Origin of the sequence: Aeromonas sp. ASNIH1, assembly GCF_002934285.1 — a bacterium.
GTDB lineage: Bacteria > Pseudomonadota > Gammaproteobacteria > Enterobacterales > Aeromonadaceae > Aeromonas > Aeromonas caviae.
The window spans coordinates 470,971-485,218 of the sequence record NZ_CP026228.1 but is presented as its reverse complement, the minus strand read 5'-3'; the positions used below and the strand labels follow the sequence as shown (position 1 = coordinate 485,218).

Below are 14,248 nucleotides of genomic sequence, written 5' to 3'. Positions count from 1 at the left end.
GGACTTCCTGTGTCTAGAAGGTAACAATATTACCGGACGGTTAAATTTCGCCGATGATGGTGCAACCAGGTGCAACCTTCAAGCAAGAAATTTTAATGTATTGGTTACATTGTTGAATTCTTCCATGAACCCGGTCTCCATCAGGCTCCTTTCAAGCCCGCCGCTTGTCCGCTTTTCACAGCATTATTAATGGGTTGGCAATGCATCTTATGAATGCCTATATGAGGTGCAACCCACTGTGAATCGGGTTGCGCTTTTGCGTGTTCGACCGAGCCTGGGCTGTGAGCGCGGCTCCCCCGTGCGCAGAAGGGGGCGGAGCGCCACCTGACAGAGCCCCGTGCTCTTCTATGCTGTTAGCTGGCCACAGGGGCCAGCTATCGGTGACAAGGAGAAACCCATGGCGCGTGTCAGTACCTATCTCAATTTTGCCCGGGAGACGGAGGCTGCCTTCCTCTTCTATCGCGAAGTGTTCGGCGGTGACTTCAGCGGCCCCATCCACAGGTTCAAGGAGTCCCCGGGTTGCCCGGGCCAGCCCCCTTTGTCGGAGGAAGACGGGGAGCTGGTGATGCATGTGGCCCTGCCCATCCTTGGGGGTCACGTGCTGATGGGCACGGATGCTCCGGCCAGCATGGGGTTCACCCTGGTGCAGGGCAACAACAGCTACCTCAACCTGGAGCCGGACAGCCGGGGCGAGACCGATCGCCTGTTCGCAGCCCTGGCTGAGGGAGGCCAGGTGGAGATGCCGCTGGCGGAGATGTTCTGGGGTGACTATTTCGGATCCCTGGTGGACAAGTTCGGCACCCACTGGATGTTCAACTGCCAGAGCAAGACCTGACGGCAGATCTGCAATGAAAAGGGCGCCATGGCGCCCTTTTCATCTTTATTGCCCATCACTGTCCCTATTTGCTGCGCCTGCCACCTGCGCTGGTATGCCCCGAGCATGGGATTGCAGTGCAGTGCGCTGCCTTATGGCGTGCGACCCACCATGTCAGCGGGGATCACCCAGGCATCAAACTGCTCCGCGCTGAGGTGGCCCGAGGCAATGGCCGCCTCCCGCAGGCTGAGCCCCTGATGGTGCGCCCGCTTGGCGATCTCGGCCGCCTTGTCATAGCCGATATGGGGGTTGAGGGCCGTCACCAGCATCAGGGAGCGGGAGAGCAGATCGTCGATCCTGGCCTGGTTCGGGGTGATGCCGACGGCGCAGTGGTCGTGGAAGCTCTGCATGCCGTCCGCCAGCAGCCGCACGCTCTGCAGGACGTTGTAGGCGATCATCGGCCTGAACACGTTGAGCTCGAAGTTGCCGCTGGCGCCGCCGATGTTGATGGCTACATCGTTGCCCATCACCTGGGCGCACAGCATGGTGAGCGCCTCGCTCTGGGTCGGGTTGACCTTGCCGGGCATGATGGAGGATCCGGGCTCGTTCTCGGGGATGAGCAGCTCCCCCAGCCCGCTGCGGGGGCCGCTCGCCAGCCAGCGCACGTCGTTGGCGATCTTCATGAGGGAGGCTGCCAGCGTCTTGAGGGCACCGTGGGCGTGAACCTGGGCGTCACTCGCCGCCAGGGCCTCGAACTTGTTGGGGGCGCTGATGAGCGGCAGGCCGGTCTGCTCGGCCAGGGTTCTGGCCACCGCCTCGGCAAAGCCGGGAGGGCAGTTGAGGCCGGTGCCCACGGCGGTGCCGCCGAGCGCCAGCTCGCACAAATGGGGCAGGGCGGCGCGTAGATGGCGCTCCCCCTGTTCAAGCTGGGCGACCCAGCCGGAGATCTCCTGGCCCAGGGTGAGGGGAGTGGCATCCTGCAAATGGGTGCGGCCAATCTTGACGATGTGGTCGAAGGCGGCGGCCTTGCCTGCCAGGGTCTGCTTCAGGGCAGCGAGGGCCGGCAGCAACCGCTGCGTGATGGCGGTGACCGCCGCCAGGTTCATGGCGCTCGGGAAGACATCGTTGCTGGACTGGCTCTTGTTTACCTCGTCGTTGGGATGCACCAGCCGCGCTTCCCCCCGGGGGCCGCCGAGCAGTTCGCTGGCCCGGTTTGCCAGCACCTCGTTGAGGTTCATGTTGGTTTGGGTGCCGGAGCCGGTCTGCCACACCATCAGGGGAAACTCGGCGTCGTGCAGGCCGCGCAGGATTTCGTCGGCGGCGGCCATGATGGCCTGGGCCTTGCGGGCGGGGAGTAGCCCCAGGGCGTGGTTGACCCGGGCGCAGGCGGACTTGATGCAGGCCAGGGCATGGATGATCTCCATGGGCTGGCGCTCCCCCGAGATGTTGAAGTGATGCAGGGAGCGCTGGGTCTGGGCCCCCCAGAGCCTGTCCGCCGGGACGGCTATCTCCCCCAGGCTGTCCCGCTCCATCCTGATATCCATGACGTGTCTCCTGCCGTTGAGGTGGTGGCACCCAGCATGAACCCAAACGGCGGCCGGGGCCAGCTTGCACGTGGATACGCTTTGCATATAATAAGTAAAGCTTACTATATGGGTTGCATATCATGAACAAACAACCGGACACCCTTGGCTTTCTCATCGGCGACGTCCAGCGCCTGATGCGCCGCCAGTTCCAGCAGCAGCTGGAGGGAAGCTGCCTCACCCTGGCCCAGGCCAGGGCTCTGGTGCACATTGCACGCAGCGAAGGGATCCGCCAGGTGGATCTGGCGGAGCGGCTCGACATCCAGCCCATCACCCTGGCCCGTCAGCTCGATCAGCTGGCGGAGAGCGGCCTGGTGGAGCGGCGCAGCGACCCCCATGACAGGCGTGCCTATCAGCTCCATCTGACCGAAGGGGCCACCCCCTATCTGGCGATGATCAAACAGGCGTCCGATCTGGTGCATCAGAGGGCCATCGGCGAGCTGGGGGAGGAGGCGACCGAGGCGCTGTGCCGCTCCCTCAAGATCCTGCGTGCCAACCTCGGCCACCTCTGATGCTTTCCTGTGATGCCAACCAACGTGGAGCCATATCATGACCACTGATTCCCCCTCTTCCTCCCGTCCCGCCGCCAACCGGCGCCGCACCCGCCTGCTGTTGCTGGTGGTGGTGCCGGCACTGGCCCTGCTCGGGGCGGGCGTTATCTACCTGCAGGGCGGGCGCTATGTGGAGACGGACAACGCCTATGTGAAGGCGGACAAGGTCCCCATCAGCACCGAGGTGCTGGGCCGGGTGGCCAAGGTGTTCGTCGAGGAAAACCAGCAGGTCCGGGCTGGCCAGCCGCTGTTCGAGCTGGATCAGGAGTCCTTCCGGGTCGCCGTGGCCAAGGCCGAGGCGGAACTTGCCAAGGTGCGCACCGATCTGGTGGCGTTGCAGACCAGTTATCGCGGCCAGCAGGCGGAGATCGCCGTGGCCCGCACCCGCCATGCCTATGCCCTGAAGGAGGAGCATCGCCAGGCGGATCTGGTGACCAGGCACTTCACCTCCACCGCCAATTACGACGATGCCCGCCAGCTCACCATACAGACCGCCCAGCAGCAGGTGGCGCTGGAGGAGGGGCTCAAGAAGATTGAAGCCTCCCTCAGCGGGGACGTGAACCTGCCGGTGGATCAGCAGCCCGCCTATCAGGAGGCCGCGGCCGAGTTGGCCAAGGCCAGGCTGGATCTGGCTCGCACCACCATCTATGCCCCCGCCAACGGCATCGTCAGCCAGTTGCCCAAGCCCGGCCAGTACAATCTGGTGGGCATGACCGCCATGATGCTGGTGGAGACCGACACCCCCTGGGTGGAGGCGAACTTCACCGAGACGGAGCTGACCCATGTGCAACCTGGCCAGAAGGTGGGCATCAGTGTGGATACCTACCCCGATGCGCACTGGACCGGGGTGGTGGAGAGCCTGAGCCCGGCCACAGGCTCCGAGTTTTCGGTGATCCCGGCCCAGAACGCCACCGGCAACTGGGTCAAGATCGCCCAGCGGGTGGCAGTGCGGATCAAGCTGGATTCGGGAGCGGATCTGCCCACCCTGAGGGCGGGTCTGAGTGCCACCGCCGAGATAGACACCGGCCATCAGCGCACCCTGCCTGGCCTGTCAGGTCGAGGTTGATATGACGAGCGCAGCCACAGGGCAGGCAGACCAGGCTTCCCGTCGCACCTTCATCACCCTGTCGGTGATGGTGGCGACCATCATGCAGGCGCTGGACACCACCATCGCCAACGTGGCCCTCCCCCACATGCAGGGGGCGATGGGGGCGACCCAGGATCAGATCTCCTGGGTGCTCACCTCCTACATAGTGGCGGCCGCCATCTTCATGCCGCTGACCGGTTTCATCTCGGCAAGAATTGGCCGCAAAAGGCTGTTCATGTGGTCGGTGGCGGGCTTTACCGTCGCCTCCATGCTGTGTGGCGCGGCCCAGAGCCTGGAGCAGATCGTGCTGTTCCGCCTGCTTCAGGGGATCTTCGGTGCCAGCCTGGTGCCCCTCTCACAGGCGGTGCTGCTGGACACCTATCCGCCGGAGAAGCACGGCTCCGCCATGGCGCTCTGGGGGATTGGGGTCATGGTGGGCCCCATTCTGGGGCCGTCGCTGGGGGGCTGGCTCACCGAGTACTACAACTGGCGCTGGGTCTTCTACATCAATCTGCCGTTCGGCCTGCTGGCCTGGTTCGGGCTTGCCGCCTTCATCGAGGAGACGAAGATCGATGCCAGCCGCCGCTTCGATCTGCTGGGGTTCGCCCTGCTGAGTCTCGGCATCGGGGCGTTGCAGATGGCGCTGGACAGGGGAGAGTCCCAGAACTGGTTCGCCAGCCGGGAGATCGTCATCGAGACCGCCCTGATGGTGATGGCGTTCTACCTCTTCGTGGTGCATATCTTCACCCACCCGCATCCTTACATAGAACCGGCCCTGTTCCGGGATCGCAACTTCAGCGTCGGTCTGCTCTTCATCTTCATCGTCGGCATCATCTTGCTGGCGACCATGACGCTGCTGCCTCCCTTCATGCAGGGACTGATGGGTTACCCGGTGATCGACGTGGGTTACCTGCTCGCCCCGCGCGGGGTGGGCACCATGGTTGCCATGATGCTGGTGGGCAGGCTGTCGGGCCGGGTGGATGCCCGTTACCTCATCCTGTCAGGGCTGCTGCTCACCAGCTTCTCCATGTGGGAGATGACCCTGTTCAACACGGACATCGACAGCTGGGACATAGTGCGCACCGGCATCATCCAGGGGCTGGGACTCGGCTTCATCTTCGTGCCACTCTCCACCATCACCTTTGCGACCCTGGCGCCGCGCTATCGCAACGAGGGGACGGCGCTGTTCAGCCTGGTGCGCAACATCGGCAGCAGCATCGGCATCTCGGTAGTGATCACCTATCTGGCCCAGCGATCCCAGATGAACCACGAGGCGTTCGCCGCCTACATCACCCCGTTCAATGTCAACCTGCATCAGGGCGGGGGCATGGCGGAGCTGATGACGCCGAAGGGGCTGGCCATGATCAACGGCGAGGTGACCCGGCAGGCCAGCCTGCTCGCCTACCTGCAGGATTTTCGCCTGATGATGTGGGTCAGCCTGTGCGCCGTGCCGCTGGTGGTGTTGCTGAGGACTCCCGGGCGCAGCGGCTCTAGGGAGGAGATGGCCATTCTGGAGTGAATCACGAAGGGGCGAGCAACAAAGAAAGAGGGATGGCGCAGGCCATCCCTCTGTCGTTTGGCAGGATCAGCGTGCCGGCGTGAAGGGGGTGAGCGCTGCCAGAGGCGCAGCGTCCCCGTATTCCCGGACGGGTTCGCCGTGCTTGAAGATCTTGAAGGTCTCGCCCCGGGCGCTCCAGTACTCGATGTGATCGCCGCCGATCTGCAACAGGCTCGCCTCGCGCAGGGCCACCACGGATTCGCTCGGGTTGATGGCGCAGAACTCGGCCAGACGCTCGTCCCGGGTCTCCCCCATGTGGCCGCTGATGCTGGCGTCCAGATAGTGGGGGTTGATCTGCACGGGGAAGAGCCCCAGCGCAGGCAGCACGACGGCGCTGCACACCGGCATGTCGTTGGTGGTGCGGATGCTGGGGGTGGCCACGTTGCAGCCGGCGCTCCAGCCCACATAGGGCACGCTCCGCTCGCGCACCGCACGCTGGATGGGGACCACCAGACCATACTCGTGCAGCCGCTGGTTCAGGAGCCAGGTATTGCCGCCGCTGATGAAGATGGCGTCGGCCCGGTTGATGGCATCCACCGGATCGTCGAAGTGATGGATGCTGATGGCGTCCACCCCCAGACTCTCGGTGAGCTCCCGGGCACGGGCATCCCAGTCGCTGCGGATCACCGCGTAGGGGATGAGCAGGATGCGCTTGACCTGGTTGCGAGCGAGCAGGGCTTGCACCCGGTCGCGGGCCCAGCCGAGCAGGCCGGGGTGTTCTGTGGTTTTACCGTTGCTGAGCAGAAGCAGTTCCATGATGTGTCCTCGAAACAAGGCGCAGGACCCGGGCGATCCTGGTGAAGAGAAGAGGGCACTCTACCGCCATCGAAGCGCCAAATGTGTGATCCCTGCCCGTTTTGTACGGTTGCAGGCCACTCAGAGTTGTTCGTTCACCTGCGCGTAGCGCAGCAGCATCTCGGCGAGGGAGTTCACCGCCAGGCGTTTCATCAGGCTGGCGCGGCACACCTCGACGGTGCGCACCGAAATGCAGAGATCCTGCGCTATCTGCTGGTTCTTGTGGCCCCGGGCGATGAGCTGTAACAACTGGCGTTCGCGCGGGGTGAGGCGCTCAAAGGCGGCCAGCTGGGCGAGGCGGGTGGCCGCCGCCTGCGTCGCCTGCTCGGCCCGCTCGATGGCGGCGAGCAGGGGGGCCAGCTGCACCGGCTTTTGCAAGAAATCCACCGCCCCCTGCTTGAGGGACTCCACCGCCAGGGGCACCTCGCCGTGGCCGGTGAGAAACAGGATGGCGATGGGGCTCTGGGCCGCCTTCAGCCGCTGCTGCACCTCGGGGCCCGACAGCCCCGGCATGCGGCAGTCGAGAATGAGGCAGGCGGGCTGGTGCAGGTCGACCTCTGCCAGAAAGCGCTCGCCATCGGAAAAGCTGAACAGCTGTCGCTCGTCGCAGCTCTCCAGCATGAAGCGCAGGGAGTCGAGCACGGCCTCGTCGTCGTCGACCAGATAGAGCGGGGGGCGGGCAGGGGACGTCATCTCAGTTCCTCGGCATGTCGGTGGATGAAGGGAGGGTTTCGGGGGGCGGCACGGGCAGAATGACCCGGGCCAGGCAGCCGTGGGGGCTCAGGTTCTCCAGGCTGAACTGGCCGCGATGGCTCTCGACCACCTCCCGGCAGATGGCCAGCCCCAGCCCCATGCCATCGGGCTTGTCGCTGTAAAACGCCTGCTGAAGTTCGGTCGTGGGGACCCTCAGGCCGGCACCGTTGTCACGGATCTCCAGCAACAATCTCTGCGCCTCGAAGGCGATCAGCAGCTCAACCCGGGCAGGCTCCTGTGCCGCTGCTGGCGTAGGAAGGCGAGCCCTCTGCGCCGCACTCTCGGCGCCATTCTTGATGAGGTTGACCAGCAACTGCTCCATCCCGGTGCCGTCCAGAGGTAACGGGCGTGGCTGGCCTCGCCAGTGCAGGGTGAAGGCGACGTCGAGCGGCGCCAGCATCTGCTCCAGCAGGGGGCACAGCTCCGCCACCAGGGTGGGCAGGTCGCAAGGCGCGAAGCGGGGAGGGCGCTTTTGCAGCCTGGCTCTGAGCCGGTTGACGGTCTGGGTGATGCGCTGGACCTGGAGCCCTATCTGCTCCAGGGCCTGACGCAGGGAGGCCTGGGCGGCAGACTGGGCCGGATCCTGTGCCAATTTGTCCAGTCGCAACAAGGCTCCCTGGCTGTAGTTGGCGATGGCGCTCAGGGGCTGATTGATCTCGTGGGCCACGTTGGCGCCCAGCTCGCCCAGTTCGGCGAGCCGTCTGGCCTGTGCCAGCTGGCGTCCCTTCTGCTCGAGCTGGTGGCGGGCTTTGAGCAGCCGGCGCTGGCTGCGGTTGAACAGGTATTGCAGCAGCAGGTGGTGGCCCCCCAGCAGCAGCACCAGCGCCAGGGCGCCCCAGCCCCACTGCTGATGCTGGCGCAGCCAGTGCCAGGCCGCTTGCCACCAGGGGCCCTGCAGCGGGTGGCGATCCAGCGCCTTGAGCAGGCGGTCGATGGCGAGCTCGCTGGTGGGCACGGTCCAGCCCGCCGAATCGGCGGCGATGGCCGCCTCGCTATCAGCGGGCAGATCGTACAGCGCGCGGGTCACCGCCAGCGCCAGCGCGGGGGAGGCCCGCTCTGTCTTGGCGAAGGACCAGTTGGGGTAGAGCCGGGTCGAGCTCTGGCAACCAAAGCCGGCCGGCGCCTGATCGTCCAGCACCCGAAACGCCCCCCTGGCGACCTTGCCTTCCCGCTCCATGCGCTCGAGCTGACACACCGGCACGATGGCGGCAGCCACCTCCCCTGCCGCCAGCCGCTCGATGAGCCGGTCCAGCGGAAAGCCGGTGAACTGCACGGTGGAGAAGAAGCGCTCCAGCCTGACCCCCTGTTCGCCTGCCTCGAAGCGAAAGGCGAGGTAGCCGCCGAAGGCGTTCTCCGAAACGGCAGCGACCGCTTGCCCCTCGAGGTCACGCCAGTGTTGGTAGGGGGTCTGGGCAGGCACCACCAGGGCAGCGCCGATGGCGAGGTTGTCCCCCCCGGCCGGACTCTTGAGGGTGGCGAGCCAGGCCAGCGGATACTGGCGCGCCAGACTCACCGACTGGCCCGGGTTGGTGATGACGAAATCGAGGTGCTCGCGGGCGACGGCCTCGGCCAGCTCATCAAGCCCCAGCGGATGCAGCACGAAGCGATGGCCGGGCACGCGCAGTGCCAGCCAGCGAAGCAGCGGTTGCCACTGGGCTCTGGCCAGGGCCGGGCCGCGGGTGGCCAGCACGCCGATGCGTATCGGCTCGGCCATGGCCTGCACCGGCGTGGCCTGGGATGGTGAGGATTCCTGTCGGGCCGGCGCTGGCGAAGAGGGGGGCGGGGCGGCCTGCACCCGCAGCGGCAGGGCTGACAGGGCGAGCAAGAGCAGCAGGCTGAGCAGGGGCAAGGGAACTGGGGCGTGCAGGGGGATCTCCTCTCTATGCAAAGGGGCAGTCTATCACCGGGACGTGCGCTTGCATGCGAACGGGGGCCGGGAGGGGCGGCAAACGCCGCCCCGGTCACAGTTCAGCAGGGCTGGGACATTTTTTATTGCGCTGGATCAACCCGGCTCCCGGTATGTGGAAAACCACAATAGAGGCGACTTCCTGCGTTGAGGACAATCGGCTCAACCCCTTTCAAGCCAGCTCAGCAGAAGGAAAGACGCCATGGAGCCCAGCAAGCGCCGATTGTTATCCGGGATCGCCGCCCTCACCGCAGGGGCTGCCCTGATCCCCGTCACCCAGGTTCAGGCGCAGTCCGTTCCCGCTCCCCGCAACGGGCGGGCGGCCATCAGCCGGGGGGACGGGCGCAAGCGTTACGGCATGCTGATCGACCTGCGCCGCTGCGTCGGCTGTCAGGCCTGCACCGTGGCCTGCACCATCGAAAATCAGCCCCCCCTCGGTCAGTTTCGCACCACGGTGAGCCAGTACGAGGTGAGCGACGTGGCCGCCCTCGCGGCTCCCGCCTCTCTCTTGATGTTGCCGAGGCTGTGCAACCACTGTGCCGAGCCCGCCTGCCTCGATGTCTGCCCCACTGGCGCCACCTTCCAGCGCGACGACGGCATCGTCGTGGTCAACAACGACTGGTGCGTCGGCTGCGGTTACTGCGTGCAGGCCTGCCCCTACGATGCCCGCTTCATCAACCATGAGACCAACACCGCCGACAAGTGCACCTTCTGCGCCCATCGGCTGGAGGCGGGGCTCTTGCCCGCCTGCGTGGAGAGCTGCGTCGGCGAGGCGCGCATCATAGGTGATTTGAATGATCCCAAGAGCCGGATAAGCCGCTTGCTGCGCGAATACGAGCCGGCGCTCAAGGTGCTCAAGCCGGAGGCCAATACCCAGCCGCGGGTCTTTTATCTCGGCATGGACGAGGCCTTCGTCAGCAAGGTCGACGGCAACCCGGCCCTGCGCACCCTGCTCACCGACGATGGCAAGGAGATAGCCCATGGTCATTAACGAACTGCTGGCCCCGGCTCAGCCCATCACCTGGCTGCCCTGGGCGGTGCAATATTTCTTTCTCATCGGCCTCGCCTACGGGGCCCTCTGGCTCGGCGCGTTTGAGCTGTGGCGCAAGGCGCCGGACCCGCGGCTGCAGACCCTGGCGGCGGTGCTGATGGTGGCGGCTGGTCTGGTGGCTCCCATCGCCCTGACCGCGGATCTGCACCAGCCGGCCCGGGCCTGGCACTTCTACGCCCAGACGCGTTTTGGCTCCGTCATGTGGTATGGCGCCTATCTGCTGCCGCTGTTCAGCCTGCTCTCCATGCTGCTCGGCTGGCTGCTGCTAAGACCCGCCCTGGCCCGGCGCGGTGCAGAAGGGGACAAGATAGCCCGCCTTGCCCGGCTGCTCTGCCTGGGAAGCTGGTCGGGGCACGTCTGGCAGCGGCCGCTCTCTCTGCTGGCGGCTGTGAGCGGGCTCAGCATCGCCCTCTACACCGGGCTCGAGACCATGGCGGTGGCGGCGCGCCCGCTCTGGCATACCCCCTGGTTGCCCTGGCTGCTGACCCTGAGCGCCGTGCTGGGGGCCCAGAGCGCCCTGCTGCTGCTCAACCTCTTGCTGGCGGGCTGGCATGCCCAGACCGAGTCGACCCTGCTGCGCCAGAGCGGCTGGACGTTAGGCCTGCTGGCGCTCTCCCTGCTGGGCTGGGCCCTGTTTGGCGGCGCCTCGGCAGCAGAGGCCGCAGCCCTCCATCGGCTCGACCCGAGCTGGCGGCTGGCGGCCCACTGGCTGTTGCTGACCCTGGGGCTGGCCGGCCTGCTGAGGCTGCTGTGGCCAAGGATCTCTGCCCGCCTGGCACTCTGGGGGCTGGCGCTGCTGGGGCTGCACCTGGTGTGGGGCCTGCGCTGGCTGGTGCTGATCCAGGGACAGCTCGCACCCAAGTACGGGGCCGGCGTCTACCTCTATGAAATCGCCTGGGGCCCGGCCGGTGTGCTCGGCATTCTCGGTACTTTCGGTCTGCTGCTGGCCCTGCTGGTGGCCCTCTCGGAGCTGGTGCGCCCCTCTGCTTCCCCCGCCATCAAGGCACCCACTCCTTTTGCACGCGAGGCACTCTGATGGATCACAGCAAACGCAAGTTTCTCAAGGGCGCCGCCATCGCCGGCGGTACCGGATTGTTCGTCGCCGGTTACAGCGACACCCTCAAGCAGGTGGCGACTGGCCTCGCCACCGGCAGCTCGGGCCAGCCGACCCGGGATCCCATCCATGGCAACTCGCTGGCCGTGGAGTACCGGGTTGACGAGCAGGGGGAGCTGCACCCCAACCCGGCCCAGCGGGTTGCCAACACCATGTGCCTCGGCTGCTGGACCCTGTGCGGAGTGCGGGCCCGCATCGACAACGAGCGCGACCAGATAGTGCGGATCCTGGGCAACCCCTATCACCCCCTCTCCGCTCGCCATCACATTGACTTCAAGACCCCGGTCAAGCAGGCGCTGCTCGCAACCAGTGGCTACCAGGAAGGGGGGCTGGACGGGCGCTCCACCGCCTGCGCCCGGGGCAACGCCATGCTCGAGCAGCTCGACAGCCCGCAGCGGGTCACCCGTTGTCTCAAGCGGGTGGGGCCCCGTGGCAGCGGCCGCTGGCAGAGCATCCCCTTCGAGCAGCTGGTGGCCGAGGTGGTGGAGGGGGGAGACCTGTTTGGCGAGGGCCAGGTTGAGGGGCTGCGGGCCATCCGCAACCTCGCCGAGCCGCTCGACCCGGCAAACCCGGAGTACGGCCCCAGAGCCAACCAGCTGCTGGTGAGCAACGCCTCGGACGAGGGGCGGGATCACTTCATCAAGCGTTTCACCTTCAACAGCTTCGGCACCCGCAACTTCGCCAACCACGGCGCTTATTGTGGCCTGTCATTCCGGGTCGGGGCCGGCGCCCTGCTGGACGATCTGGAGAAGAACGCCCACCTTAAGCCTGACTGGGACGAGAGCGACTTCCTGCTGTTCATGGGCACCTCGCCCCAGCAATCGGGCAACCCCTTCAAGCGCCAGTCCCGCCAGCTGGCGGCAAACCGGGCGCGACCGGGCAAGCCGTTCTCCTACGTGGTGGTGGCCCCCAGCCTGCCCAACACGGTGAACATGCCGTCCGCCCCTGCCAACCGCTGGCTGCCCATCCGCCCCGCCACCGACTCGGCGCTGGCCATGGCCATGCTGCGCTGGATCATCGACCACCAACGCTATGCCGAGCCCTTCCTGATGGCGCCCAATGCCGAGGCGGCCGAGCGGGCCGGTTATCGCGGTTTTTGCAACGCCAGCCACCTGGTGCTCAGCGACGAGTCCCACCCGCGCTTCGGTCAGATGCTGCGGGCCAGCGATCTTGGCTTGCCCTTTGATGGGGAAGCCTATGGAGAGGGGGACGCCATGCTGGTAGAGGAGGCGAGCAGTGGCGAGCCGAGACCCGCCGGCCAGTGTGAGCGGGCCAACCTCTGGGTGGATCGCCCCATTCAGGGCCCCAAGGGGGCGCTGATGGTGAAGAGTAGCTTCCAGCTGCTGGCCGAGGCGTGCCGGGAGCACTCCTTCGCGCAATACAGCGCCGAGTGCGCCGTGCCGGTGGCCGATATCGAGGCGCTGGCGCGGGAATTCACCAGCCACGGCACCCGCGCGGCAGTGGTCTCCCACGGCGGCACCATGAGCGCCAACGGCTTCTACTCGGCTTGGGCCATCATGATGCTCAACGTCATGATCGGCAACCTCAACGCCCGGGGCGGCGCCGTGGCGAGCGGCGGCAAGTTCGATCCCTTCGGGGCGGGGCCGCGCTACGATCTGGCGAGCTTCCCCGGCATGGTCAAGCCAGCCGGGGTCTTCCTGTCGCGATCCAAGTTCCCCTACGAGAAGACCTCCGAATATCGCCGCAAGCGCGAGGCGGGTCAGAACCCCTATCCGGCGCAAGAGCCCTGGTTCCCCATCTCCGGCCCCTTGCTCGGCGAGCACCTGACTGCGGCGGTAAACGGCTACCCCTACCGGCTCAAGGCCTGGATCAACCACATGGGCAACCCCCTCTACGGTCAGGCCGGGCTCAGCAAGGCCATCGGTGAAGAGCTCAAGGACCCCGCCGTGCTGCCCCTTGTGGTCAGCATCGACAGCTTCATCAACGAGTCATCGGCGCTGTCGGACTACCTAGTGCCGGATACCCTGACCTACGAGTCCTGGGGCTGGGCCACCGCCTGGCACGGGGTGCTGACCAAGGTTTCCACCGGCCGCTGGCCTATCGTGGAGCCTAGAGTCGCCAAGACTGCCGAGGGGGATCCGGTCTGCATGGAGTCCTTTTTTATCGCGGTGGCCAAACGGCTGGGGCTGCCGGGCTTTGGCGAGGGGGCGCTCAAAGGGGCGGACGGCAAGTTGCATGGCTTGAACAGGGCGGCGGACTTCTCCCTCTACGGGGCGGCCAACGTCGCCTATCTCGGCGAGCCGGTGCCTCCTATCGGGCCTGAGGATCTCGCCTGGTCCGGGGTGGAGCGGATCCTGCCGGTGCTGAATGCCACCCTGAGTGCGGAGGAGGCGGGCCGCGCCGCCTATCTCTTCGCCCGTGGCGGGCGCTTCGAGCCGGCGGCCAAGGGGCGCGATGACGCGGGTCAGCCAAGCAAGCGCTGGCCCAAGCCGCTGATGGTGTGGAACCCCGAGGTGGGCAGCCGCCGCCACAGCCAGAGCGGGCAATACTTGAGCGGTACCCCGCGCTTTTTCCGCCCCCAGCTGGCGGACGGCACGCCGCTCAATGAGGCGTTCAAGCCGGCCCAGTGGCCGCTGCTGCTCACCAGTTACAAGTCCCACACCATGAGCTCCATGAGCATCGGCTCGGATCGCCTGCGCCAGGTGAACCCCAGCAACCGGGTGCGGCTCAATGCGCAGACGGCGGCGCAGCTGGGCGTCGAGAGCGGGGACAGGGTGCGGGTCAGCACCCCGGATGGCAGCGTGATCGGGGTGGCCGAGTGCGTGGCCGGGGTGCAGGCCGATGCCATCGCCATCGAACACGGTTTCGGCCACAAGGAGCTGGGGGCGCGGGAACATTGGATAGACGGCCAGAAAGTGGTCGCCAATCCCCTGCGCGGAGCCGGGGTCAATCTGAATGACTTGGCGGTGCTGGATCCCAGCCGCCATGGCCGCTATCCCCTGGTGGACTGGGCCATCGGCTCGTCGGCCCGCCAGGGGCTGCCGGCCCGGGTGGAGAAGCTGGTATGACAAACCA

General features: G+C 66.3%; 11 protein-coding genes. 7 read left to right on the top strand and 4 right to left on the bottom strand.

The features are described 5' to 3' along the window. Positions 1-397 precede the first annotated feature (397 nt). Entirely contained in the window at positions 398-835 is a 438-nt protein-coding gene (locus tag C2U37_RS02280; protein ID WP_010673262.1) for a VOC family protein, read from the top strand. A gap of 131 nt (positions 836-966) precedes the next feature. On the opposite strand, the gene fumC is transcribed toward C2U37_RS02280, so the two are convergent. Then, positions 967-2,358, bottom strand: a complete 1,392-nt coding sequence (gene fumC / locus C2U37_RS02275; RefSeq protein ID WP_010673263.1) for a class II fumarate hydratase — start codon at positions 2,356-2,358, stop codon at positions 967-969. Positions 2,359-2,480: 122 nt separating this feature from the next. On the opposite strand from fumC, the gene C2U37_RS02270 reads away from it, so the two are divergent. The 3 genes from C2U37_RS02270 to C2U37_RS02260 are packed head-to-tail and all read left to right on the top strand — an operon-like array spanning position 2,481 to position 5,554. Next, positions 2,481-2,909: a MarR family winged helix-turn-helix transcriptional regulator gene (locus C2U37_RS02270; protein WP_010673264.1), complete on the top strand. Its 429-nt coding sequence runs from the start codon at positions 2,481-2,483 to the stop codon at positions 2,907-2,909. Between the two features lie 37 nt (positions 2,910-2,946). Beyond that, positions 2,947-4,014 (top strand): HlyD family secretion protein, encoded by a 1,068-nt coding sequence (locus C2U37_RS02265; RefSeq protein WP_010673265.1) that lies wholly within the window; start codon positions 2,947-2,949, stop codon positions 4,012-4,014. 1 nt (position 4,015) lies between these two features. Beyond that, positions 4,016-5,554, top strand: coding sequence for a DHA2 family efflux MFS transporter permease subunit (locus C2U37_RS02260; protein ID WP_010673266.1), 1,539 nt, complete (start codon positions 4,016-4,018; stop codon positions 5,552-5,554). A 66-nt stretch (positions 5,555-5,620) separates the two neighbouring features. On the opposite strand, the gene pepE is transcribed toward C2U37_RS02260, so the two are convergent. The 3 genes from pepE to C2U37_RS02245 all read right to left on the bottom strand — a co-directional run bounded on the left by pepE (position 5,621) and on the right by C2U37_RS02245 (position 8,990). After that, positions 5,621-6,349, bottom strand: coding sequence for a dipeptidase PepE (gene pepE / locus C2U37_RS02255; protein ID WP_043152647.1), 729 nt, complete (start codon positions 6,347-6,349; stop codon positions 5,621-5,623). A gap of 120 nt (positions 6,350-6,469) precedes the next feature. After that, the gene (locus C2U37_RS02250) at positions 6,470-7,081 is read right to left on the bottom strand and encodes a response regulator transcription factor (protein ID WP_010673268.1); all 612 of its coding nucleotides are present in this window, start codon (positions 7,079-7,081) and stop codon (positions 6,470-6,472) included. Between the two features lies 1 nt (position 7,082). Then, positions 7,083-8,990 (bottom strand): sensor histidine kinase, encoded by a 1,908-nt coding sequence (locus C2U37_RS02245; RefSeq protein WP_010673269.1) that lies wholly within the window; start codon positions 8,988-8,990, stop codon positions 7,083-7,085. A 259-nt stretch (positions 8,991-9,249) separates the two neighbouring features. On the opposite strand from C2U37_RS02245, the gene dsrO reads away from it, so the two are divergent. From dsrO to C2U37_RS02230, 3 genes are read left to right on the top strand one after another with little or no spacing between them, the layout of a single operon-like run. Beyond that, on the top strand, positions 9,250-10,038 hold the full coding sequence (gene dsrO / locus C2U37_RS02240; RefSeq protein ID WP_010673270.1) for a sulfate reduction electron transfer complex DsrMKJOP subunit DsrO: 789 nt from the start codon (positions 9,250-9,252) through the stop codon (positions 10,036-10,038). Continuing rightward, positions 10,028-11,134, top strand: coding sequence for an NrfD/PsrC family molybdoenzyme membrane anchor subunit (gene nrfD / locus C2U37_RS02235; RefSeq protein ID WP_010673271.1), 1,107 nt, complete (start codon positions 10,028-10,030; stop codon positions 11,132-11,134). The genes dsrO and nrfD overlap by 11 nt, the downstream gene beginning before the upstream one ends. Beyond that, the gene (locus C2U37_RS02230; protein ID WP_010673272.1) at positions 11,134-14,241 is read left to right on the top strand and encodes a tetrathionate reductase subunit A; all 3,108 of its coding nucleotides are present in this window, start codon (positions 11,134-11,136) and stop codon (positions 14,239-14,241) included. The genes nrfD and C2U37_RS02230 overlap by 1 nt, the downstream gene beginning before the upstream one ends. Positions 14,242-14,248: the final 7 nt, after the last annotated feature.